The sequence below is a fragment of the Paenibacillus sp. J14 genome, assembly GCF_000518465.1.
Classification (GTDB): Bacteria; Bacillota; Bacilli; order Paenibacillales; family Paenibacillaceae; genus Fontibacillus; species Fontibacillus barengoltzii.
In genome coordinates this window covers 24655-48293 of the sequence record NZ_JADQ01000024.1, presented here as the reverse complement: position 1 = coordinate 48293, position 23639 = coordinate 24655, and the positions used below count along the sequence as shown (strand labels likewise).

Genomic DNA, 23639 nt, shown 5'->3' with positions numbered 1-23639 from the left:
AAATTATAATTCAGAAAGCGAGAGGATTACTCATGGAAAGAATGTTCAAAATTACGGATGAAGACGGAATTCATGCACGCCCGGCAACGGCTCTGGTGAACACTGCTAACAAATTCAAGGGGGCCGAATCCTTCGCTGAAGCCGGCGGCAAGAAAGTAACGCTGAAATCGATCCTCGGCGTACTGTCCTTGGGTCTGGAACAAGGCGATTCGCTGAAGCTGATCGTTGAAGGCGAAGAAGCAGAAGCAGCACTTCAAGCGCTCACCGAAGTGATGGTTAACGAAGGGCTTGGAGAAGTGAATGCTTAAGATTGAAGGCATTGCCGCTTCGGCTGGCGTGGCCATCGCCAAAGCTTTCAAGTTGGAACATCCCGACTATACGATTCATCGTCGGGATGCTTCCGATTCCGCTGCGGAATTGGCACGCCTGGACGAAGCTCTGGCCAAATCTCAACAGGAGCTCGAAGCGATCAAAGAGCGCACGCTTCAAGAGCTTGGTGAGAAGAAAGCGGAGATTTTTGAATCCCATTTGTTGATTTTGAACGACCCTGAGCTGTTGACGCCGGTTCGCGATAAAATCACGGCTGAGAACGTAAGTGCGGAGTACGCTCTGAATGAAACCGCTAATGAATTCATCTCGATGTTTGAAAATATGAAAAGCGCCTACCTCAAGGAACGCGCAGCAGATATGCGAGACGTTACCAAGCGTGTGCTTACGCATTTGCTCGGACTGAACTACGTCAACCCGGCTGACATCAACGAGGAAGTCATCGTGATTGCGGAAGACTTGACGCCGTCGGATACGGCACAGTTGAATCGCAATTACGTTAAAGGCTTTACAACGAATATCGGCGGACGGACGTCGCACTCGGCAATCATGGCCCGCTCGCTGGAAATCCCGGCGGTTGTTGGTACCAAAGAGGTGCTGGATAAGGTAAACAGCGGCGATCTGGTGATCGTGGACGGATTGGACGGCAGTGTCATTATCAATCCGACCGAGGATGTTCTGAACGAGTACAAAGCCAAACGCGATAAGTACCTGGTGCAGATCGAAGAATGGAAGAAGCTGCGCGAGGTGCAGACGACGTCGAAAGACGGCGTTCACGTGGAATTGGCTGCGAACATCGGTACGCCTAACGACGTGACGGGCGTGCTGGAGAACGGCGGTGAAGGAGTGGGCTTGTACCGGACAGAATTCCTGTACATGGGACGCACAGAGCTGCCTTCAGAGGAAGTTCAATTCAACGCCTACAAGACCGTGCTGGAAAAAATGGAAGGCAAACCGGTCGTTGTCCGCACGTTGGATATCGGCGGCGACAAAGAACTGCCTTATTTGAATCTGCCGAAGGAAATGAACCCGTTCCTGGGCTTCCGTGCGATTCGCCTGTGCTTGGAGCAGAAGGATTTGTTCCGCACGCAGCTGCGCGCTTTGCTTCGCGCCAGCGTATACGGCACCTTGCGCATCATGTTCCCGATGATCGCAACGTTAGATGAGTTCCGCGCGGCGAAGGCGCTGCTTCTGGAAGAGAAGGAGAAGCTGCAAGCCGAAGGCGTTCAAGTCTCCGACGAGATTCAGCTCGGCATTATGGTGGAGATTCCTTCGACTGCGGTCTTGGCCGATCAGTTCGCCAAAGAAGTGGACTTCTTCAGTATTGGTACCAACGATCTTATTCAATATACGATGGCAGCCGATCGCATGAACGAACGTGTATCTTACTTGTATCAGCCATATAACCCATCGATTTTACGCTTGGTCAAAATGGTCATCGATGCAGCGCACAAAGAAGGCAAATGGGCTGGAATGTGCGGCGAGATGGCTGGCGATGCAACGGCAATTCCGTTGTTGCTGGGGCTTGGACTGGATGAATTCAGCATGAGCGCAACTTCGATCCTGCCGGCTCGTTCGCAAATCTCCAAGCTGTCCAAAGCAGATATGGAGCAGTTGGCAGCGAAGGCGCTGCAAATGCAGACGGCTGAACAGGTCGTAGAGCTGGTTCGCTCGATCGAAGCATAATCTTTTCCAATTGATAAATAATAGGGTTTCCTCTTGAACCGGTGCCGTTAAGGCGCCGGTTTTTTCCTTTGGCGAGGCGATTCATGTGATGCTCCTTTGCGGACTGTTTGGGGTGTCTGGCCCTCTTTTCGATGATTATCCCGTTGCATCAGGGGGTGTGGGGAACACCGCATAGCTCGGAACTAGGAGGATCAGCCTTTGATCGAACTCTAATTCTGAAGCAAAGGGATAATGGTGCAAAAGAGGCCAGAAGAGCATAGAACATTGAGAAGTTTAGTGGTGGTAAAAATGGGCACTATACGTTTATGGAGCTTATGCCATGGCAATTATGTCAGTGACGCAATAGGCACAATTTCAAGGAGGTTGTTGCAAGATGAGTACGAACCATCACACGTTTCAACTAAATGCTACGCCAAGAACGGATTTCCATCGTTCCACGCTGCGCAAGCTGAGACAACATGGACGTGTTCCTGCGGTTGTGTATGGAGCGGAAACCGAGAACCTTGCAGTTTATGTGGACGAGAAGGAGCTGTTGAAGGTTGTACGGACAGGCAGATCGGAGTTTTTTGATCTGAATGTCGAAGGGGGGCCAACCGTCCCGGCGCTGATTAAAGATGTTCAGCAACAGCAAGGGAAGATTTTGCATGTCGATTTTCAACAAGTGTCCAAAAACAAACCGATTCGCGTAAAAATACCGCTGCATTACACAGGTACGGCTGCGGGAGCGAAGGTAGGCGGTGTATTGCAGATTCAGGAGACGGAGCTGGAAGTGGAGGGTTTACCGGATGTTTTGCCGGCATCCTTGGAGGTCGATATTTCTTCGCTGGATGCGGGGGACAAGCTGATGGCCGGAGATGTGAAGCTGCCGGAAGGCGTGACGATGCATGCTCAGCCAGAGGAATTGCTAGCTTCCATCGTGCTGCCACGGGTGGCTGATGCGGATTTGGCGAAGGAAGCCTCGGCTGACGGCGAACCTGAAGGAACGGTAGGCGCGGACGAAGCGAAGGAATAACCTAAGACGATCGCTGGATAGGAGTTTCTTTGAAGGGCTGTTACTAATGCCTTGGGCGTTAGGGCAGCCTTTTTTATGGGAAAGTTCCAGCGAAGTTCTAGGCTCAACTTGACGAATCTTGCTTTTGTAACTAGAATGGTTGCAGGATAAAACGTATATTGAAAATGAACTATTATATGGAAAGAAGGGATCGCATGCCGCCGAAAACAACAAAGAACGCTTTGGCCAAGCGCAAAGCCGAACAACAAAAGCAGCAACAGCAATTAAAGAGGAGACGTCTGATCTGGTTTTCGACCGTGGGGTTGCTTCTGATTCTGATCATCGTTGTCTTGACGATTCAGCCGAAACCGAAGCCCGTCGAATTTGATTATGCTGCGCTGCCTGTGTTGGGACAAGCTGATGCCCCTGTTAAGATTGTGGAGTTTGGGGATTATCAATGTCCGTCTTGTAAACATGTTAATGAACTGATTAAGCCAGAGTTGGCGAAGGATTATATAGATCAAGGTAAAGTTGCTTTTTATTTCATGAATTTGCCGTTTATCGGTTCCGATTCGTTTACGGCCGCGCTGGCCGCTCAATCGGTGTATCATCAAAGCAATGAGGCATTCTGGACATATTTCGATGCGATTTTTGAACGCCAGGGGGAGGAGAACAGCGGTTGGGCTTCGCCTGAATTTTTGGTCAACCTGGCTAAGGAGCTGGAGTTACCCATCGATTACGACCTGTTGCAGAAAGATATCGCAGAGGCCACGTATCAGGACGAGGTGTCAGCGCATTTGGCTCGAGGAGACAAGCTGGGTGTAGACAGCACACCGACGTTCTTCATCAATGGGATCGAGTATGCCGGCAACCTTGGCGATTATGAGACGCTGAAGAAGACCATCGACAACGAACTGGCCGGAGAGTAAGACCTTCTAGTCAACCGAGGTTGAAAAAGGAGTAAAGAGGAGGAATGAGGACGATGCGGGGGTTTTTGAGGGACTATGGCATCTACCTCGCCTGGCTGGTTGCGATGGTCGCGACGGCGGGCAGCTTGTATCTAAGCGAAGTGCTGCATTATGAGCCGTGCCGGCTGTGCTGGTTCCAGCGGATCTTCATGTACCCGCAGGTCATTTTGCTGGGGATTGCTGCGTATAAGAACGATCGGCACATCATTCCGTATGTGCTCCCGCTCAGCATCATTGGCGGCATGATCTCCATTTATCATTACAGCGAGCAAAAAATCCCGGCGTTAGCCAAGCTGCTTCCCTGCAAAATTGGCGTTCCTTGCAACGTCGATTATCTTGGGCAAGGCTGGCTCGGATTTATTACGATTCCGTTCATGGCGCTGGTTGCCTTCGTGCTGATCGTCCTGTTCTTATTGGCCGCTCGCGAGGGCAAAGAAGTTGAGGAACAGTAAGGAATTAGGAAGAGGCAAGCTCTCCGTCTTAAGGAGGCTGCCTCTTTTTTGCGCTTTTGCGAAGCGTTCGCGTAAATTGCCTTGCGATGGCAACCTTTTAAAGAGTTAAGCCGTCTGTGTATGTGGGGGTGCTTATCATGACAAACATGAGTTTAAAGAAACATAGATGGAAGAAGACCGCCGGCTGGCTGGGAATGATCCTGCTTGTGATTTCGTTGACCGCTTGTGCCGGGAACAGTGCTGAGCCTGGAATGAATGCTGGCGGTGAAACGAATGAGAACCAGACGGAGACAGGCAACAACTCACCCGATGACGTCGCAGCCGAAACGAAGCAGGGGACGGGAACGTTTGTTGGTTTGATTGACAACCACTCTGCGGAGATTGAGGTGGAGGGGACGCCAACGGCTTTTCAAATGGATGAAACTATAAGCGCGTCGGCTCAGAGTCTGGTGCAAGGCACACCGGTGTCATTCGAGTATGTGGAGCGGGCAGTGGAAGGCGATGCTGCGCTGAAGCAACTCGTCTTAATGAAGCTGGAAACGGCTCCTGCCAAAGAGGCTACGGACTCCGGTGCAACATCGGATCTGCCGGCGGAGAAATCGATTGAGCTTGAGCTGGAAGGCATGAAAGAGACGAAAACGGCCACTTTGCAAAAGGGCGACGGCTACGCATTTTATATGTTCGACATCTTCTCCTTTGATGCCAAAACCAACAAGCTCATGATGAATTACGACCCGGATTATCATGTGATCATTTCCAAGCTGCCTGCCGATTACAACATCGAGGAACTGGCCAAAGCAGCCAAGAGGGAGATGTCGAAAATCGGTAACGTGGAGCAGCGCAGCGGCGATCAGATCTACGAAACGATGCGTGATGCGGAGCTGTTCCTGATCGCCCAAGGCAAGGGGCTGACCCAGCAGTATATCGTCAAGAACATCGACGGGCAGGGATTTGCCTTTCTGCTGAATCAACCGGTTGGCGAGGCATCGGAAGGCTTTGGTCCGCATGCGTTCGCATCGATCAACACCGTTGTGGCAACAAATTAATTATGAATGAAACCGTCCGCGCTGGGCTTTATGCAATGGGCGGTTTTTTTGTTTTTTAAGATATCAGAAAGAATGACGTTTTCTTAAGACATATATCGCTTGCGGAACTCGCGGGGAGAGCAGCCGTTTTTGAACGCAAACCGGTTCGAGAAGTAGGGCGTGCTGTTGAAGCCAACGTAAGAAGCAATGTCCGCAATCGGCCACTCTGTGGTCAGCAGCAGCAGCTTGGCTTGCTCTAGCCGGTAATGCAGCAAGTAATCGTTGGGCGTCATGCCATATACCTGCTTCATGCAGCGCGTGATGTAGTTATAGTGGTAATGCAAGGCATCGGCCATCTGCCCGCTGTTAAGCTCCGAACGGAAGTTGCTCTTGATGTAGGCCTCGGCCTTCTCCGCAACGGTTACTACCGGCGAGGCATGCGATTCCAACTGCCGGAGGTCCATTGAGCGAAGCAATTCCTCGAACCGCTGCTGCCGGTTCCAAAACGCCCGGGATTGACGTTCCCCGAGGCCTCCCAACAGCTGTCGGAACAAGCGGAACGTCTGGTCCGGTGAAGGAAGGTCCCACGCTTTCGGCAGATGCAGAGAGTACGGTGCAGCCAGGAAACGGCTGTAATGCTCATCCGCGTCCGGATAACGATGATCCGCTTCCTCTGCCGGGAGCTGCTGCCAAGCACAGACCGTATGAAAATGCAGCCAATAAAACGATGTTATCTCCTCGCATGGCTTCACCGCGTAATGATGCCGATCGGGCAACAGCAGCAGCGATTGGCCGGCCCCTAAGCTCCAGGATTGCCCCGACTCCCCGAGGTATAACGTGCCGGATTCCACGACGATCCAATCAAAGATCCCGATATTCCGTCGGTTGGGATGCTCGTCTCCGGGCTGATAGACGGTATGTCCACATTCCAAAAAATAAGGCAAAGGCGGCGCCGTCAGCTGTACCAGGTCCGTTGGTTTCGGCAAGGAACTCTCCTCCATTTCGAGTGTGAAATATTATAACTTTGAGGTTGATAGGATTCGTATTTCGTTCTAAATATATGAGATAAAATGAGATTTGTCAGTATGATTTTTTGAAAAAAAGGAGGAGGCCTTGCGATGAAGTTAGCCGGGCAAATGCCGCGTTCCGAGCGGGTTGCGCTGAATCGGGTGAACATTCGAGACGAATTTTGGAGTTACTATATCCGTTTGGTGAAGGATGTGGTTGTTCCTTATCAATGGGAAGCATTAAATGATCGGGTGGAAGGTGCTGAACCTAGCGGCGCTGTACGCAATTTCCAAATTGCCGCAGGGCAGGCTCAGGGAGAATATTACGGGCTGGTATTCCAGGACAGCGATTTGGCGAAATGGCTGGAAGCCGCTGCTTATATTTTGGAAGCGGATCCAAATCCGGAGCTGGCAGCGATCGCCGACGGGTTAATTGATACGATGGCCTTGGCACAACGGGAAGACGGGTATTTGAACACGTATTATATCCTGAAGGAGCCGGACAAGCGCTGGACGAATCTGACGGAATGCCATGAGCTGTATTGCGCAGGACATTTGATTGAAGCGGGAGTCGCCTATTATCGGGCCACGGGCAAAAGAAACCTGCTCGACATCGTCATCAAGTTTGCGGATTATATCGACAGCGTGTTTGGTGCGGAACCCGGCAAGCTGCCCGGGTACGACGGCCATCAGGAAATCGAGTTGGCGCTCGTTAAGCTGTACGAGGTGACCGGAGAAGAGCGATATTTGCGACTAAGCCAATTTTTCCTGGAGCAACGGGGACAGAAGCCTTCCTTCTTCGAAGAGGAGCTCAAGCGGCGGGGAGGTCAAACGCACTGGGCGGGACATGCCGATCATGTGAATCTCGCTTACCATCAGGCACATCTGCCGGTACGAGAGCAGGAGACTGCGGTGGGGCATGCGGTTCGGCTGCTGTATATGTTGACTGGGATGGCCGACGTTGCAGCGCTGACCGGTGACGAGTCGATGCTGGCTGCCTGCCGCAAGCTGTGGGACAACATCGTCGACAAACAGATGTATATTACCGGCGGGGTAGGCTCCATGCCGCAGGGCGAAGCATTTTCATTTGATTACGACCTGCCGAATGACACGGTATATTCGGAGACTTGCGCTTCTATCGGGCTGATCTTCTTCGCCCAACGGATGCTGCGAATTTCGCCGGATTCGAGATATGCCAATGTGATGGAGCGGGCTTTATACAATACGGTTGTCGCTGGAATGGCAAGGGACGGCAGGCATTTCTTCTATGTGAATCCGCTGGAGGTGGATCCGAAAGCTTGCGGAGGCGCGAACCATAAGTTTGACCATATCAAAACGGTTCGTCAGGAATGGTTCGGCTGCGCTTGCTGTCCGCCAAATATCGCCCGGCTGCTAGCCTCACTTGGCGAATACATCTATACAGTGCAAGGCGATACGGTATATGCGCATCTCTATATCGGCGGGGAAGCTGAATTGCCAACGAGCGGCGGCAAGGTGAAGCTGACGCAAACGACCGATTATCCTTGGGATGGAAAGGTGCGGTTTGAGGTGCAGCCAGAGGGAGAAGGCCGTTTTACACTGGCGTTACGGCTGCCGGATTGGTGCCCAGAAGCGAGCCTTCACGTGAATGGAGTAGAAGTGAAACTGGAGGGAGCTGTGCTTCAGGACGGCTACATTCGGCTGGCACGGCAATGGTGTGCAGGGGATGTGGTGGAGCTGAAGCTGGCGATGCCGGTGACGCGGATGTACAGCCATCCTCTCGTACGCGGCAACGCCGGCAAGGTGGCGCTGCAGCGCGGTCCGCTCGTCTATTGCCTGGAGCAGGCTGACAACGGGGCGAACCTGCATGAGCTGGTGTTGCCGCGGAAGGCCGAACTTCACGCGGCATACGAAGCCGATCTTCTGGGCGGCATCGTTACCGTGCAGACGGAGGCGGTTCGCATCACCGGGTCGGACTGGGACGGCGGATTGTACAGCGCGTCGCCGCGTCTGGCAGAGCAACCGGCAACGCTGAAGTTTATCCCGTATTATGCCTGGGCGAACCGCGGCGAAGGGGAAATGATGGTGTGGGTGCGCGAGCGCTAAATCGTCTACTGAACGTTCCACAACCGGGTTCGCACATAAAAGACCAGGACGGTCAGATTCCATATCGCGCAGGCGATAAAGATAACGCTTGTACCCCACCAGGCGATAACCCAGCCAGAGGCGTAGACGGCGATAGGCATGCCGATCCGGAAGCAGGTCCCGGTAATTCCGGCGATCCGTCCCATCAGCGGGGCCGGCGTCTGCTCTTGGCGGAAGGCGTACACCGACACGCTGTACAGAGTTGCGGCAAATCCGGATAGGAAAAGAGCAACGGCGAACATCACGAGGCCTTTGGAGATAAATAGAAGGAGATAAGCAATGACGTTCAGCAAGATGGATGCAGCAAACACTTTGCCCAGACCCCAGGATTGTCTTAACCGGCTGAGCAGCAAGCTTCCGGCAAGACCTCCGGCCCCTGACGCCGAGAGTACTACGGCCAGCAGGGACGACGATAACCCCAAATCATCCTTGGCATAGTAGATCGATGTCGTACTAATCACGGTGTGCGTACAGTTTAGAAAGACGACGAACACGGTCATCAAGACAAGCGGCTTGTTCGCGCAAAAAGCGCGCCAGCCTTCCAGAAACTCCGCGGTGAATCGGGATTGCCGCGGGGTTTCTTTTTGCTCCGCCAATTTTAGTCTAGTAAATAACCCCATACATATCAGGTAACAGAACGACGTGATAAGCAAGCCATCAGAAATGTCGGATAACATCAGGATCAGACCGGACAACGCCGGCCCCATAATGCCAACAAACGTTTCGGCGAAGCTCAGCTTGGCATTGGCGCTTGTCAGTTCCCGAGCCGGGACACTCAGTTTGATCAGGCTGACTTCGGCATTAAAATATCCATAGTTCAGCGTCATCAACAGGAAGCCGATGGCGTAATAGACCGGTAGCAGATGGATCCCGCTGCGGAATAAGACGGCAAAGGCAAGCAGCAGCATCGCTTGCAGTCCAATCATCCAGAGGACCCAGCGCTTTTTGTTGACGCGGTCAACCAAGACGCCGATGAAGATGGCAAAGAAGAAGTTGGGCAACAGCTCTGCGGTTTTCATACTGCTCATCGCCACAGAGGAATGAGTGATGGCATACATCATCAGCGGCAGGATGATTTCATAGAGCTTCCCGCCGAAGCTTAACAGCACAACGCTAGTCAAAATAATTGCAAACGAGCGGCGATACCCGAGATTGGGTGCAGTCGCGGGACTATCCGTCGATCGGGCGCTGGCGTCAGGCTCATTTGACGTGCCTGCGGCAGCCGGGCTGAGGTTGACGGATGCTTTTTGAGCGGTGTTTATGGCAAGATCGGTTTTCATGTCTAATTGCCTCCAGGACTTAGGCTTAAGGGATGTTCCGCGAACTTCAGTGAACTTCGGCGTGTTTCGACGTGCGTTCCGAGGTTTGTCGCGTAAGGATATTGTAACGTGCGGCCGTTCTGCTAAAAACGGTAGAAAACGAGGAAACCATTTCATCTTTTTCAGGAGGCGGCATGCGGCGGCATCAGGCCGAAAAGCTGTGACAAGAGCCTAAACCCCCGCATATGATACCAAAGATTACTATTTTGGCAAAGGAGAGGGCGGCTCTTGAAGAGACATAAATCATCAAAATCAAGCAGATCAAAGAAATCGCTCTATTACGTAGATAACCCGAATATCAACGAGCTTAAGCTGCTTGAGGAACGAAAGGCATCGTTGCGATCCCGAGACAAGAAGGTTGAGCTTCATGAAAGCCCAGCTCCCGTACTGCCCGCGCTGCCGGAACAAGAGAAAGAGGCGAACACGCCAGCATCAGCTGCGATAGAGTCTGCGGCAGGGTCTGCGGCAGTTACGGAACATGGAAGCAGCGATAGCGGGAACCAGGCGCTGCAGGAACTGCTCAGTGAAAAAGCAGCCCCGCATCAAGAGCAAGGGATTATTTATACCGACGATATCATCGATGAGGCTGTTACTGGGGAGAAAATTGCGCCGTATACGATCGATGCATCACGGATCATGCGAGGAACGATCGATACCGCTTGGATCGCCGATTATGCCGTGGAGACCATTAAGCTGGCGGATCGGGCGGTCACTTCTTCGAAAATCGCTCCTTCTTCTGTGAACGGCAGCCATCTGGTGGATGGTTCGATCGAAGGCCGAGCGATCCGGGATCACTCGATCAGCGGGGAGAAGCTGGTTGATGGCAGCATCACCCCAGAGAAGCTGGCGGATCGGGTGATCACCGGAGAGAAGCTGGCCGAAGGGGCAGTGGAGAGCCGGCATCTGGCGGAATGGATCGTAACGTCCGAACTTTTGCAGGACCAATCTGTTACGGGAGATAAAATCCGCAGCGGTGCTGTAAATGCGCAGCATTTGGCGAACGGAGCAGTCGACACCTCTAAACTGGGAGAGGCCGCGGTGACAACGTCGAAGCTGCGCGACCACTCCGTAACGGGGGAGAAGCTAGCGGAAGGGGCGGTGGAGAGCCGTCATCTGGCTGATCACAGCATAACTTCGCGGCATTTGGCTCCCGGGATGATCGATCGGGAACTGCTGGCTTGGTCGAGTGTCGGCGCGGAGCAACTCCAGGAAGGGAGCGTGACTTCAGCTCATTTAGGTGAAATGGTGATTGAATCCCACCATCTTGCGTCAGGAGCGGTGGGCAGCGAGCATGTACAGCCGGGTAGTATCGGTCAGGAGCATCTCGCTGACCAAGTGATCGAGGCGCGGCATCTCGCCGATAAGTCGATTCCCTCCACGAAGCTGGCCGACCAGTCTGTGGGCACTTCCCATATCATCGAGCAGGCGGTGACTTCGTCCAAGATCGCCGATCAAAGTGTGTTGCCGGGAAAAATCGCGGACGAAGCCGTATTGACCCGGCACTTAGCCAAAGGGGCCGTGCAATCGCAGCAGCTTGCTCGGGGAGCAGTTACGAGCCAGCACCTGACAGAAGGGGCGGTGCAAAGCGATCACCTGGGCTCGGAAGCGGTGCAGGAATGGCATTTGGCCGATGCGGCGGTCACGCGGCAGAAGCTGGCATCCGCCGAGGTGACCTCGGAGCATCTGGCGGATGAAGCGGTGGCGACGAATCACTTGCAATCCGGCAGCGTAACGGCTGACAAACTGGCAAAAGACAGTGTGACGAGCCGGGTGATCGCTCCGGGCGCGGTGACGGAATCCGCTATCGGTGCGCAGCAAATCACAGCTGACCATTTGGGTTCGGGCATTGTGCAGACCCGGCATTTGGCAACAGGCTCCATCACCCGCAGTCAGATCGCACCCGGTGCGATTCGGGAAGAGCACCTGGGGGTTGGCGTCATTTTCTCACCGCATCTTCAGGATCATGCGGTCACCAGCCTGAAGCTCTCACCGGAAAGTGTGACCACAGATAAGTTGGGAGATCTGGCAGTCACGGCGGCGAAGCTGGCGAACGGCAGTGTTACCGGCCCAAAACTGGCGGCGCAAGCCGTGGACGCCGGGCATCTAGCCCCCGGGGCCGTCGGATCGGAGGCGCTGTCCGCAGGCGCGGTAGGGACAGATCACTTGGCCGCTGGGGTGGTACAGAGCAAGCATTTGGCAGAAAACAGTGTGTCGGGACGCCACATAAGTGACGCAGCCGTGGGCTCCCGCCATCTTGCCGCCGAAGCCATCGAAGCCGGTCATCTGTCTGCCGAGTTGCGGCAGAGCGGATTGCTTCCCGAGGCGGGTATCCGCGGCAAGGATTTGCAGGCGGGATCCATCACCAGCTTGCACCTGCAAGCCGGTGCGGTGGATACGGATGCGCTGGGTGAGCAGGCGGTTGGCAGCGCACACCTACAGGAAGGTGCGGTGCAAAGCGGTCACCTGGCGGAAGCGTCTGTTCACAGCCGGCATTTGGCCGAAGGGGCGATCCAAAGCGAGCATTTGGCCAAAGGCAGTGTAACGGATCGCCACCTCGGCATCTCGGTGATTGGATCTTACCACATCGCTCCGGAATCGATCAGCGCTGCCCATATGACCCCTGCCTTGCGTCAAAGCGGGCTGCTGCCTGTCGCCGGGATCGATGGGGAGGCACTGCAGCCAGGAGCGATTACCAGCCAGCATCTGCAGGCGGGTGCGGTGGGCTCCGAAGCGCTGGGTGAGCAAGCGGTTGGCAGCTCGCATCTTCAGGAGGGAGCGGTGCAAAGCAGCCATCTGGCGGAGGCGTCCGTTCAAAGTGAACATTTGGCTGAAGGCGCGGTGCAAGGCGAGCATTTGGCCGAGGGGAGCGTGGAGTCTCGGCACCTTGGGGAGGCCGTGGTGGAAGGCGCTCATCTCGCCCTAGAAGCCGTGAATTACGAGCATTTATCCGCAGAGCTGCAGCTGCAAGGTCTGTTGCCGTCCGAAGGGATTAACGGGGATGACTTGCAGGCCGGGGCAATTACGAGCCGTCATCTGCAAGCCGGTGCGGTGAATGCCACAGCTCTCGGTGAGCAGGCGGTGAACAGCGGTCACTTGCAGAGCAGTGCCGTGTTGAATCGCCATCTGGCAGAGGCGTCGGTGCAAAGCCGGAATCTGACTGCAGGTGCGGTGCAAAGCGAGCATTTGGCTGAAGGCAGCGTGGAGTCCCAACACCTTGGGGAAGCCGTGGTGGAAGGCTCCCACATCGCTCCCGAAGCCGTGAATTACGGGCACTTGTCTGCCGAACTGCAGCAACAGGGGCTGTTGCCGGCAGGGGGAATCAGCGGCGAGGACTTACAGGCCGCATCGATTACGAGCCGACATCTGCAAGCGGGTGCGGTGAATGCCATTGCCTTGGGCGAGCAGTCGGTGGGCAGCGGACATCTGAAGGCAGGTGCCGTGTTGAACCATCATCTGGCAGATGGGTCCATCCAAAGCCGGAACCTTGCTGAAGGCGCAGTGCAAGGCGGGCATTTGGCTGAAGGCAGCGTGGAGTCTCGACACCTTGGAGAAGCTGTGGTCGACAGCAGGCATCTTGCTCCTGAAGCTGTAAGTATCTCGCATTTATCGACGGAGCTGCAGCGGCACGGTCTCTTGCCTGCGGAAGGCATCGGCGGGAAGGACCTGCAACCGTCGTCGATTACCAGCGCTCATTTGCAACCCGGAGCGGTTGGCCCTGGTGCGTTGGGCGTGCAAGCGGTGCGCAGCGATCATCTGCAAGCCGGTGCGGTGCAAAGCGTACACTTGGCAGAAGGAACGGTTCAAAGTCGTCACTTGGCTCATGGCGCAGTGCAAGGCGAGCATTTAGCAGGTGGGGTTGTGTCGGAGCACCATCTGGGCGAAGCCGTTGTCGGGGCACGCCATCTGCAGAAAGGTGCGGTGCAGAGCGATCAACTGGCGGAGGCGTCCGTCCAAAGCCATCACCTGACCGAGGACGCCGTGCAAAGTGTGAATCTGGCTGCGGAAAGCGTGGAGTCCCGGCATTTAAGTGATGCGTCGGTAAATGCCCACCATATCGCGCTCGAATCCGTCAATATATGGCATCTGTCCACCGAAATTCAGCAACATGGTTTGCTGCCTGAGGAAGGGATTAGCGGTGAAGACATCCAGCCCTCTTCCATCGGTCGTGAACATCTGCAATCGGGGGCTGTGGATGCCGGGGCTTTGGCTGCAGGCGCGGTTGGAGCCGAACATTTGCTGCCAGCGTCCGTTGAAAACGTCCATTTGGCGGCAAATGCGGTCAACAGCGCCAACTTAGCGGATGAGGTGGTGGGGACTCGTCACTTGCAGCCAGGTTCCGTTGGAGTGAAGCAGCTTGGGTTTGCTCCGGTAACGTCGCTGGCAGGCCAGCCGGCGGAGCTGCAATTTGGCATGGTTCCGTTCCTGTTGAAGCCTCAAGAGGAAGAGGCAGCGGTGACAATCAACTTTGAATCGCCGTTTGGTTCATCGAATTACGTTGTCGTTGCGATGACCAATCACCCTGCGTACTATGCTTCGATGAAAGAGCAAACGCCGGGCTCGGCAACCATCACGATATCCAAGCTGAAGGACACCAGCGTCAACTACGGAATCATGACGTGGATGGCGATTGGCAACACGCAGTAACGTCTTCCAAACACTTGCGGTATGGCAGCCGTCGGGAATCCCCCGGCGGCTATTTTTATCAGTTTAGCCGAAACAAAGTGACATATCTTTCAGGCTATGTGATTTTGTGTACAGCGTTTTTGCGTCAAATTACCTAGTATTTAATGGGAACCGCTCCATCTAATTTTTTTCACAGGTTATGTGAATTTCTTCACATTATTTCATGGGCGGTCCGGTTCAAAGGATAGACATCGTGCAAGAGGGAGGGGCGCGATTGCTTAGAGTAGCACTTTGATTGTGATGTGATCTAAGCACAGTTGAAATTCAAAACGAACATGCCATGAACGGCGAGCAGGTTATGTAACATTACGTAACTCGGTGAAAATCACAAGGGAGAGGATTGCATTTGAAAAAGCTGATTAGCCTTACAGTAAGCGCGACGTTGGTGTTATCGTCATTGTCGCTTATGGTTGGTACCTCCGGTTTCAAGCTGACCAGCATTGACGTGGTGTCTGCTGCATCGGAATCGGAAACGCCTGCCAAAGAATCAACACCTAGCAAAACCACAACACCAAGTAAGACAACGACACCAAGCAAGACGACAACGCCAAGTAAGTCGACAACACCAAGCAAGACAACAACGCCAAGCAAATCGACAACGCCAAGTAAGTCGACGACAACCAAAACAACCACGAAAACAACTACAAAAACGACAACAACTCCTGCAAAGACAACAACGAAACAGACAACTCCGGCCAAAACAACAACTCCGTCTGTCAAACCTGCGGAAAGTAAGTATGTTGACGGCGTATATGTAGCCTACGGCAACGCTTATTCCAAAGGGACCGAAGGGGCCAAAGTCACGATCAAGGACGGGAAAATCACTGCGGTTGAGCTGCTCAGAACCAGCCCTAAGCTGATCGACCGAGACGTTCGCAACAACTACAGCGGTCTCTGGAACGCTTACGAAACGATGAAAGCGGATCTGCTTGGCAAAACGCAAGAGCAGGCTGCTAAAGTGGACATTGTGTCCGGAGCGACCCGTTCGAGTGAGGGCTGGAAGCTGTCCGTTGACCGTGCCTTCCAAAGAGCCTTGAAGGAGAAGCCAAAGGATGTCACTTATTTTGCCGGCGAGCATATGGGTGTCGATCCGGAAGGCAAATACATGGTGTTTGTAACCTTCGACGCAACGAAACGTACAGCGGTGAAAGTGTATCCGCTTGACGCGAGCGGCAATGCCATCGAAGAAGCGAATATGACCAGCGAACAAGCGAAATTGGTGAAAGCGATCGCAGCGGAACTGCTGGCGAAAGGGACCAGTGCCGTGGGTGCAAAAGGTCAGGAAGCTGACTTCAAAGCCGCGGTAAAAGCGTATTGGGATGCGGAGCAAAATGCCAAAGTCAAAAATGATTCGAAATACATCGATGGTTTCTACTCCGCCTATGGTTCTGCCCGTGATAAAGGGGTGGAGAGAGCGGACATTTACATCCGCAACGGCAAGCTGGTGGATGTGAAGCTGTACAGATTGGGCTCCAACCTGATCGACCGCGGCGACACAGCCTATGCTGAAGTAGTCAAAGCGAATGCACCGATGACGGCAAAATTGCTCGCGAACGGCTCGTACATCGAGAACTACAAGGATGACGTTGATGCGATTGCCGGCGCCACCGAGAGCAGCCATAGCTGGAACCTTGCTGTAGAACGTGCTTTTGAGAAAGCGTTGAAGGTTCCGGAGAAAGCGAAATATTTTGAAGGAACGTTTGCCGGTGTGGATAACCAGTCGAGAATGCTGGTTCTGGCGGACATCAAGGCGGATCAAGTTTCGAACGTAAAAGTGTTCCTGTTTGGCGAAGACGGTAAATTGATCGCCTCCGATAAGCTGACGGATGAGCAACAAACCGTTGTCGCTCAGTTAACCGAAGGCTTGACGCAAAAAGGCGCGAACATGACGCCAATCGTAGGGGAAGAAAACTTGTCCCTCGCGGCGAGAGCAGCGTTCGCTGACCTGTTGAATAACGCGTCGAAAACGCAAGGCAACTACAAAGACGGAACATACACGACCTACGGTGACGCTTACGACAAAGGAACGAACCGTGCCGATGTCACGCTGCGCAATGGCGTGATCGTTGGCCTGAAGCTGTATCGTGTGGGCGTGAACATGGTGGACCGCGGTGCTTCGGCTTACGCTGAAGTCGTTAGAGCGATCCCGATCCTGACTCGCGATCTGTTGTATGCCGGAACGAGAGAGCAAGTAGCTCAAGTGGATGCTGTCACTGGGGCTACCAGCAGCAGTAACGCACTGAAAGCAGCCGTTGAAAATGCTTATAAGAAAGCGGAAATCAGCGAGACTTACAAAACAGCTTATATCAACGGGATTTTCGCCGGGATTAATAAGGACAAATCCGTATACGTGATGGTGACGGTGCAAAACAACATTCCGTTCAAAATGGAAGTCTTCTATTTGGATGAGAACGCCAAAATCAAGACTGAAGACCAATTAACCGCTGACGAGAAAGCCGTCAAGGCAGAAATCGAGACGCCAACCGCCGCAGGTTCCCTGCATAAATACGGGTATCGCCCGGCAGCGTTTGGTGAAACCGAAGGCGTAAAAGCCGTATCGGCACAAGTGATTGAGGCCGTCAAGGACGCGCTGGAGAACGCCGGAAGATAATTTGTTGAATTGAAAAAGGACGCTGGCTCCGTGAGATTCACGGGGAGGCGTTCTTTTTTTATCTATAGAAGGACGGACAGGCGAGCATGAAAATGCGCTGAGGTTTTGGCTGTCCCATAGTATAATGGGTCTATCATGGGTTTGGAGGAATTATGGGTGACGCAAATTAATCAATTACGAAACCAAGATGAATTCATTGGCTTTTATTTGCTGAAGGAGCTGGAGATCAAGCAGACGAACGCGAATCCGCCCAAAGATTATTTAGATATCGTGTTGTGTGATTCGACCGGGGAAATCCCGGCAAAATTATGGGATGCCTCGTCAACGGACAAGGAGACATTTTTCCCAATGGGGCTGGTCAAGGTACGGGGAGTCGTGCAAACTTACCGGGAGAAGCTGCAGGTGAAAATCATCCAGATGCGATTGGCCAAGCCGGAAGACGGTGTGAATCTTACCGATTTTATCCGCTCTGCGCCAATTTCGTCGGAAGCGCTGATTCATACGATTCAGGCCGTCATTCACGATATTGCCGATCCGGATATTCAGGCGATCGTCCGCTTTTGTGTCGGCAAGGTGGAGGAGAAGCTGGCCCATTATCCTGCGGCCAAAACACATCATCACGCGTATTTCGGCGGCTTGGCCTACCATATGGTACGGATGTTGGAAATCGGCGATTTCCTATGCGCGCAGCGCGCGTTCTTGAACCCGGATCTGCTGAAGGCGGGGATCATTTTGCACGATATCGCCAAGCCGGAGGAGATGGTAGCTGAACTCGGGATCGTGTCCGAGTATAGTACACCGGGCAAGCTGCTGGGACATATTTCGATGGCGTCGCAGTGGGTGACCGAAGCGGCCATTCGCCTGGGCATCGCGCTGGATTCGCCGAAGGTACTTGCCCTCCAGCATTTGGTGTTGTCCCACCACAACTTGGGGGAATGGGGCAGCCCGGTTCAGCCGCAGACGCCGGAGGCGGTTGCCCTCCACCATATCGATGCGCTGGATGCCAAGCTGCAGATGGTAGAGGACGCGCTGGCTACGACCCCGGAATCCGAAGCGTGGACCCCGTTGATCCGGGGCTTGGAGAACAAGGGGATTTATCGGTTGAAGTGGTAGGCTAACCAAACGCCTTAAGGTCTATTCCACGTCAAAATCAAAATAGGTCGAGGGGTAAGGTTCATCTTTTAGCGTATAGTGCCACCATTCTTTCGAATAGGGCTGGAAGCCTTGCTTCACCATGGCGGTCTTGAGAATATAGCGGGCTGCGCGCTGGGCTTTGGTCAACCCTTTCGCGCCATGCGCGGAAATCGGGCCCAGAAAATCAACCCGGCTGCCCATATCCACCTCTTCGCCAGTTTTTTTGTAGACCATGGTCAGGTCCACGGTGCTGCCGCGGGAATGGCCGGATTTGGAGGACAAGTAGCCTTGCTTAAATAGGTTTTTCTTATCTACGTCGGGATAGAAATGTTCCTTCATCCTGGTATCCTGCGGGTCCTTGGACCAACGGGCGAAGTGGTTCACTGCCTTCTGCGGCCGATAGGCATCGATGATTTTCAGACGGTAGCCCTGGCTTTCTAAGTCGTCGTTGACTTTTTTTAAAGCGCGGGCTGCCCGCAGGGTTATAATGGCAAACGGGCCGTTGTACCCGTCAATTCGCTCCCCGATAAAGTTATCGCCGGTATAATAGCGGAGATCGTATACGGCATTTGGAATCACTTCGTCGAGGTACACGAAGCCTTTCCCCTTCGGGAGTTGATACTTCTTGGTGACTTCCGCATTTTTGGTGTTGTTCGCAGTTTGGAAGGGAACCGACGATGAATCGGTAGGCTTGGTTGGTTGGGATGCCGCAGCGGTAGGCTTTGCGCCGGCCCCATTCACGCAGGTGATTAGCAGCAGAACGGTCAGGGTACATAAGCCGATTTTCCGATTTGTACGGCACAGATACTTCCTGGGTGCTGCAGGAGAGCTGTGCATGGATTTGTTTTGAAGGAAAGGTAACATGATCATGCTCCTTCACCAGTAAAATGATTCCAAGAATACAGCTGTTTAGTGAATGAATTTCTATGATTATAGCATATTCCGATCATAACAAAGGAGGAGATTTGATGCGTATCGGAGCGATTGAGGCCGGAGGAACGAAGTTTGTTTGCGGTGTCGGAAATGAGCACGGAGCCATCGAGGACGAGGTCAGCTTCCCAACCGAGCTGCCGGAGCCAACGTTAGAACGGGTGATTGCTTATTTTCGCGATAAACATGTTGAAGCGATTGGCGTCGGCTCGTTTGGTCCGCTGGATTTGAATCCACACAGCGCCACTTACGGGCATGTCACGACAACGCCGAAGCCGGGATGGAACGGATATGATGTGCTTGGCAAGTTAAAAGCGGCTTTTGATGTTCCCTATGGTTGGGATACGGACGTAAACGCTGCCGCGTTGGGCGAGGCGAAATGGGGGGCTGCTCAGGGCTTGGACAGCTGTGTGTATTATACGGTGGGGACCGGGATCGGTGTTGGAGTCCTGACCGAAGGCAAGCTTGTCCATGGACTGATTCATCCGGAAGGCGGACATGTTCTGCCGCGGCGGCATCCGGAGGACGATTTCCCCGGTCTATGTCCATATCACGGGGACTGTCTGGAAGGTATGGCTGCGGGGCCTAGTCTTGAAGCGCGCTGGAAGGTCAAAGGGCAAGAGCTGACACCGGACCATCCTGCCTGGGCGATCGAAGCCTACTATTTAGCGCAGGCGGTGACCGGGTCCATCCTCATGCTCTCGCCGCAGAAGATCATCATGGGCGGCGGCGTCATGCAGCAATCGCAGCTGTTCCCGTTAATCCGCAAAGAAGTTCAGAAGAACCTGGCCGGATATGTGAACGCACCAGCCATTTTGGACGGGATGGATGAGTATATTGTCCCGCCGGGATTAGGGAATCGAGCTGGGCTTTGCGGCGCTCTCGCGCTGGGCTTGGAGGCCTTGGCTCGCTCTTAGCTGAAGCTTGGGCGGAGGGGCGGTTGCAAACTTTTTCAAACATAGTTCGACATTAGCTATATATCATGATATATTATAATATATATCATGTCCTTGTGTGAGGGAACGTGGGAGGAACGTCATGAGTGAAACCACCTCGTCAAAGCCGATGTACGAGAAGATTTTTGATGATGTCAAACAGAAAATTCTGGATCAGAGCTATAAACCGGGAGACCGGATTCCATCGGAGAAGGAGCTGGCTGAGGAATATCAAGTCAGCCGGATTACGAGCAAGCGAGCTTTAGAAATGCTGGCTGCCGAGGGAATTATCGTGCGGAAGCCGGGACGCGGCTCGTTCGTGACGGACCCCGAAGCTGAGGGCGCAGGCGCGGAAGAACAGGTACAAGGCCGAATGGACGGAATCTATAGCGGGAACAGAACGGACAGGGAGGCTGCCGGGAAGCTGATCGGCGTGGTACTGACGGATTTTGCCGGCAGCTACGGCACGCGGTTGATCTATGGGATGGAGGATGCTGCGCGGGAGCAGGATTGTTTTCTCGTTCTGAAGCGGACGTTTGGAGTTCAGGAGAACGAGGAAGCAACGATCCGCAAGCTGCTGCAGCTTGGCGTCGACGGATTGATCGTCTTTCCGGCACAGGGGGAGTATTTCAACGCGGAGATTCTCAAGCTGGTGATCGAACGCTTCCCGCTGGTACTGATCGACCGGGAGCTGAAGGGCGTAGCGGCGGCTTCTATTATTACCGACAATGTGAAAGCGGCGCAGGAAGCGACGGAGCACCTGTTTGACCTCGGGCACGCCCGCATTTCGCTGTTATCCCCGCCGCCGATCGATACGTCGGCCGTCGAGGAACGGATCGAAGGGTTCGTGCAGGCGCATGCCGGCCGCGGGATCGCTGTTGAGCGGGAGCTCTGGATCAGCGATTTGACGTCGACGTTGCCGGACTCTTTTTACGATGACAACATTGAACGGGACATTCAAAAAATTATGCGCCATCTCGAGGCCCATCCTTCGATTACGGCCTTCTTCGCCATCGAGTACAACATCGCGCTGCTGGCGAAAGCCGCAGTGACCCGGCTCGGCCTGCGCATTCCTGAGGACGTGTCGATCATCTGCTTCGACAGCCCGCAGTTCCGCATCGGCGAGGGCTACGCCTTCACCCATATGCGTCAAAGTGAAGAAGATATGGGCAAGCTGGCCGTGGAAAACGTGCTGGCCCTGATGGAGAACCGGCCGGTAGCGAACAAAATCAAGCTGCCCGCGGTGCTCGTCCCCGGGGAGTCCACCGGACCCGCAAGGGAGGAGTGGGAGCGTAAGTAGCGCAGGGCTTGCTCCCTGGGTGAGTAGCGTAAGGCTTACCTCCTAGGGTGGAGCCTAGTAGCTTAAGGCTTACCTCCTAGGGGGGGCCTAGTAGCTTAAGGCGCACTTCCAAGGTGGAGCGCGAGTAGTGTTAGGCTCACCCTCTGGGTGGGGACGCAAGCAGTAGTGTTAGTGTCACCCCCTCTGGGGGAACTACAGTAGCATAAGGACACCCCCCTAGGCGAAGTGCTAGAAGGCTTACCCGCTGGGTGGATCGCAAATACCCTACGGTGGATTCAAGTTGCCCCGCCTCAACTCATACATGCCGAAGCTCAACTGCAAAAGTGCAGTTCAACTTCGGCATTTTTTCGTTTTTACCGGCCTTGGAATATAAAAGTGCAGTTAGTTTAAGGTGATTTAGTGGAAAAGGGAGAATTAGGCGGATTTTAACTGTACTTTTACAGTTGAAGGGTCCCAAAGCGACGCTTTCTCTAAAATCAACTGTACTTTTACATTTAGGCGCCACTTTTGGTGGTGCGGTCATTTAAGGCAGGATGTTGTCTTCCGTTTACGGACCTTTCTAATTACGGACTTTCTCGATCAAGGCCCTTCCCCATTAATGACATTTCTACAGGAAAGCCATTTTTGTACTCTCCAAATGTTGAAGGGGGTCATTTGGCATATCTTTATATACCAACTAACATCGATACTTTTTCTTATTGACATAATGATATGATACCAATATACTATCCTTATTGAAAACGCTTTAATTGCTATGTTATTCGAAATGAAAAGGGGAGGTTTACAAATGAAAAAGTGGATGATGGTAATGCTGGTGACCGTTCTGTTCGGTGCGATGCTGGCTGCTTGCGGAGGGGGAGGTAACGGCGGAAGTGCTGGTAACGGCGGCAGCGCAAGTAACGGCGGCGCAGGGAACAGCGGCGGCGGTGGTGACACCGGAAGCAGCAAAACCGAGAAAGTGAAGCTGACGTTCTGGGGCGACTGGGGCGGCGAAGGGCAGAAGCAGTTCGAGACGATGGTTGACGCCTTCAACAAGTCGCAAGACAAGATCGAAGTCAAATACGTGCTTCAGCAGGATATGGTCACGAAATTCCTCACGGCTGCGACGAGCGGCGGTTCGCCGGATATTTTGTTCTGGGACCGCTGGAGAACCTCATTGTACGCTCCAAAAAACGTGCTTCGTCCCATCGACGACTATATGGAGCGCGATGGAGTGAACAAGGAAGATTTTTACGAGGAGTCCTTGAAGGAGCTGACCAATAACGGGAAACTGTACGGCCTGCCGTTAACGGTAGATGCCCGCGCGTTGTTCTACAACAAGAAGATGTTTGCGGATGCAGGGCTGGAGGCACCAACGACGTGGGATGAATTGGAGCAAGCGGCCAAGACGCTGACGAAATGGAATGGCAGCAAGCTTGAAACTGCAGGGTTCTCCATGGCCGATCCGGGGTTGTTTAACATGTATTTACAGCAAGCCGGCGGGCAAATGCTCAGCGAAGACGGCAAAACCAACTTCAACAACGAGAAGGGCAAACAAGTTCTGGAGTTTTGGCAGCGCTTGCTGAACGAGGACAAAGTCTATAAAGTCGGCTTCGAACAAGGGCTTGGCGAAGGTACCGACGCGTTTGTTACAGGGAAAGTAGCGATGCTGTACACCGGACCTTGGATGATGAGCACGTACAACAAATATGGTAAGGATCTGGATTACGGCATCGTACCGCCGCCAGCCGGTCCGAATGGGGACAAAGGCAGCGTGATGGGCGGCTTCGGGCTTGTCATCCCGCAAGGCTCCAAGCATCCGGATGAGGCGTGGGAGTTCATCAAATGGTGGACAGCGAACAAGGACAACGCCTTGCTGTGGGCAAAAACGAGCTTGAACATGCCGGGCTTTAAACCGGCGCTGGAGGATGCATTCTTTACTGAAGATCCATTGTGGAAGCCGTTTACGGAGACGTTGGAATTTGCCAAAACGCGGCCGACCCATCCGGGATATTCTGTCATGGAAGAGAACGCGCTTATTCCGAACCTTCAACTGCTGCTCCAGAACAAGCAATCGATCGACGATACGCTGAAAAAAGCCCAAGAGCAAGGCGACAAACTGCTAGAGGAAAATGCTGTCGTGAAGTAAAAATCGGCCTCTGAAAGGG

General features: G+C 53.6%; 16 protein-coding genes. 13 read left to right on the top strand and 3 right to left on the bottom strand.

From position 1 onward, the window contains the following. Window positions 1–32 precede the first annotated feature (32 nt). The 6 genes from M891_RS0111240 (at window position 33) to M891_RS0111215 (ending at window position 5470) form a co-directional block, all read left to right on the top strand. Complete coding sequence (locus tag M891_RS0111240; RefSeq protein ID WP_009224359.1) at window positions 33–308, top strand: HPr family phosphocarrier protein; 276 nt, start codon at window positions 33–35, stop codon at window positions 306–308. Then, the gene (gene ptsP, locus M891_RS0111235) at window positions 301–2013 is read left to right on the top strand and encodes a phosphoenolpyruvate--protein phosphotransferase (protein WP_028538904.1); all 1713 of its coding nucleotides are present in this window, start codon (window positions 301–303) and stop codon (window positions 2011–2013) included. Before M891_RS0111240 ends, ptsP begins: the two co-directional genes overlap by 8 nt. Before the next feature lie 373 nt (window positions 2014–2386). Beyond that, the gene (locus M891_RS0111230) at window positions 2387–3025 is read left to right on the top strand and encodes a 50S ribosomal protein L25 (RefSeq protein WP_028538903.1); all 639 of its coding nucleotides are present in this window, start codon (window positions 2387–2389) and stop codon (window positions 3023–3025) included. A 194-nt stretch (window positions 3026–3219) separates the two neighbouring features. Beyond that, window positions 3220–3933 carry a DsbA family protein gene (locus M891_RS0111225; RefSeq protein WP_016311216.1) on the top strand — a complete coding sequence of 238 codons (714 nt, stop codon included), beginning with the start codon at window positions 3220–3222 and terminating at the stop codon, window positions 3931–3933. A 44-nt stretch (window positions 3934–3977) separates the two neighbouring features. Further along, window positions 3978–4424 (top strand): disulfide oxidoreductase, encoded by a 447-nt coding sequence (locus M891_RS0111220; protein ID WP_028538902.1) that lies wholly within the window; start codon window positions 3978–3980, stop codon window positions 4422–4424. 137 nt (window positions 4425–4561) lie between these two features. Next, a complete protein-coding gene (locus M891_RS0111215) occupies window positions 4562–5470 on the top strand; it encodes a hypothetical protein (RefSeq protein ID WP_051416940.1) in 909 nt (302 codons plus the stop codon). A gap of 83 nt (window positions 5471–5553) precedes the next feature. On the opposite strand, the gene M891_RS0111210 is transcribed toward M891_RS0111215, so the two are convergent. After that, window positions 5554–6435, bottom strand: a complete 882-nt coding sequence (locus M891_RS0111210) for an AraC family transcriptional regulator (RefSeq protein WP_028538900.1) — start codon at window positions 6433–6435, stop codon at window positions 5554–5556. Window positions 6436–6567: 132 nt separating this feature from the next. Between M891_RS0111210 and M891_RS0111205 the strand changes: the two genes are divergently transcribed. Further along, window positions 6568–8541 (top strand): glycoside hydrolase family 127 protein, encoded by a 1974-nt coding sequence (locus M891_RS0111205; protein ID WP_028538899.1) that lies wholly within the window; start codon window positions 6568–6570, stop codon window positions 8539–8541. Between the two features lie 5 nt (window positions 8542–8546). On the opposite strand, the gene M891_RS23765 is transcribed toward M891_RS0111205, so the two are convergent. Beyond that, entirely contained in the window at window positions 8547–9860 is a 1314-nt protein-coding gene (locus tag M891_RS23765) for an MFS transporter (protein ID WP_051416938.1), read from the bottom strand. Window positions 9861–10127: 267 nt separating this feature from the next. On the opposite strand from M891_RS23765, the gene M891_RS24645 reads away from it, so the two are divergent. The 3 genes from M891_RS24645 to M891_RS0111185 all read left to right on the top strand — a co-directional run bounded on the left by M891_RS24645 (window position 10128) and on the right by M891_RS0111185 (window position 18306). Further along, a complete protein-coding gene (locus M891_RS24645; RefSeq protein WP_051416936.1) occupies window positions 10128–14543 on the top strand; it encodes a WIAG-tail domain in 4416 nt (1471 codons plus the stop codon). A 385-nt stretch (window positions 14544–14928) separates the two neighbouring features. Next, complete coding sequence (locus tag M891_RS0111190) at window positions 14929–17193, top strand: FMN-binding protein (protein ID WP_051416934.1); 2265 nt, start codon at window positions 14929–14931, stop codon at window positions 17191–17193. 156 nt (window positions 17194–17349) lie between these two features. Beyond that, the gene (locus M891_RS0111185; RefSeq protein ID WP_028538897.1) at window positions 17350–18306 is read left to right on the top strand and encodes a 3'-5' exoribonuclease YhaM family protein; all 957 of its coding nucleotides are present in this window, start codon (window positions 17350–17352) and stop codon (window positions 18304–18306) included. 21 nt (window positions 18307–18327) lie between these two features. Here the strand turns inward: M891_RS0111185 and M891_RS23755 are convergent, their stop codons facing one another. Then, window positions 18328–19191, bottom strand: a complete 864-nt coding sequence (locus M891_RS23755; RefSeq protein ID WP_198032032.1) for a M15 family metallopeptidase — start codon at window positions 19189–19191, stop codon at window positions 18328–18330. A 104-nt stretch (window positions 19192–19295) separates the two neighbouring features. Between M891_RS23755 and M891_RS0111175 the strand changes: the two genes are divergently transcribed. The 3 genes from M891_RS0111175 (at window position 19296) to M891_RS0111165 (ending at window position 23620) form a co-directional block, all read left to right on the top strand. Then, window positions 19296–20174 carry an ROK family protein gene (locus tag M891_RS0111175; RefSeq protein ID WP_016311226.1) on the top strand — a complete coding sequence of 293 codons (879 nt, stop codon included), beginning with the start codon at window positions 19296–19298 and terminating at the stop codon, window positions 20172–20174. A gap of 121 nt (window positions 20175–20295) precedes the next feature. Beyond that, on the top strand, window positions 20296–21492 hold the full coding sequence (locus tag M891_RS0111170) for a GntR family transcriptional regulator (RefSeq protein ID WP_028538896.1): 1197 nt from the start codon (window positions 20296–20298) through the stop codon (window positions 21490–21492). A gap of 787 nt (window positions 21493–22279) precedes the next feature. Continuing rightward, window positions 22280–23620: an ABC transporter substrate-binding protein gene (locus M891_RS0111165; RefSeq protein ID WP_028538895.1), complete on the top strand. Its 1341-nt coding sequence runs from the start codon at window positions 22280–22282 to the stop codon at window positions 23618–23620. Window positions 23621–23639 lie beyond the last annotated feature (19 nt).

What these genes read in the sequence shown, in the direction of transcription:
- M891_RS23755 (WP_198032032.1), bottom strand. Translation starts at nt 19,191, where the DNA reads ATGTTACCTTTCCTTCAAAACAAATCCATGCACAGCTCTCCTGCAGCA.
- M891_RS0111165 (WP_028538895.1), top strand. Translation starts at nt 22,280, where the DNA reads ATGAAAAAGTGGATGATGGTAATGCTGGTGACCGTTCTGTTCGGTGCG.
- M891_RS0111220 (WP_028538902.1), top strand. Translation starts at nt 3,978, where the DNA reads ATGAGGACGATGCGGGGGTTTTTGAGGGACTATGGCATCTACCTCGCC.
- M891_RS0111170 (WP_028538896.1), top strand. Translation starts at nt 20,296, where the DNA reads ATGAGTGAAACCACCTCGTCAAAGCCGATGTACGAGAAGATTTTTGAT.
- M891_RS23765 (WP_051416938.1), bottom strand. Translation starts at nt 9,860, where the DNA reads ATGAAAACCGATCTTGCCATAAACACCGCTCAAAAAGCATCCGTCAAC.
- M891_RS0111240 (WP_009224359.1), top strand. Translation starts at nt 33, where the DNA reads ATGGAAAGAATGTTCAAAATTACGGATGAAGACGGAATTCATGCACGC.
- M891_RS0111215 (WP_051416940.1), top strand. Translation starts at nt 4,562, where the DNA reads ATGACAAACATGAGTTTAAAGAAACATAGATGGAAGAAGACCGCCGGC.
- M891_RS0111225 (WP_016311216.1), top strand. Translation starts at nt 3,220, where the DNA reads ATGCCGCCGAAAACAACAAAGAACGCTTTGGCCAAGCGCAAAGCCGAA.
- M891_RS0111175 (WP_016311226.1), top strand. Translation starts at nt 19,296, where the DNA reads ATGCGTATCGGAGCGATTGAGGCCGGAGGAACGAAGTTTGTTTGCGGT.
- ptsP (WP_028538904.1), top strand. Translation starts at nt 301, where the DNA reads ATGCTTAAGATTGAAGGCATTGCCGCTTCGGCTGGCGTGGCCATCGCC.
- M891_RS0111230 (WP_028538903.1), top strand. Translation starts at nt 2,387, where the DNA reads ATGAGTACGAACCATCACACGTTTCAACTAAATGCTACGCCAAGAACG.
- M891_RS0111205 (WP_028538899.1), top strand. Translation starts at nt 6,568, where the DNA reads ATGAAGTTAGCCGGGCAAATGCCGCGTTCCGAGCGGGTTGCGCTGAAT.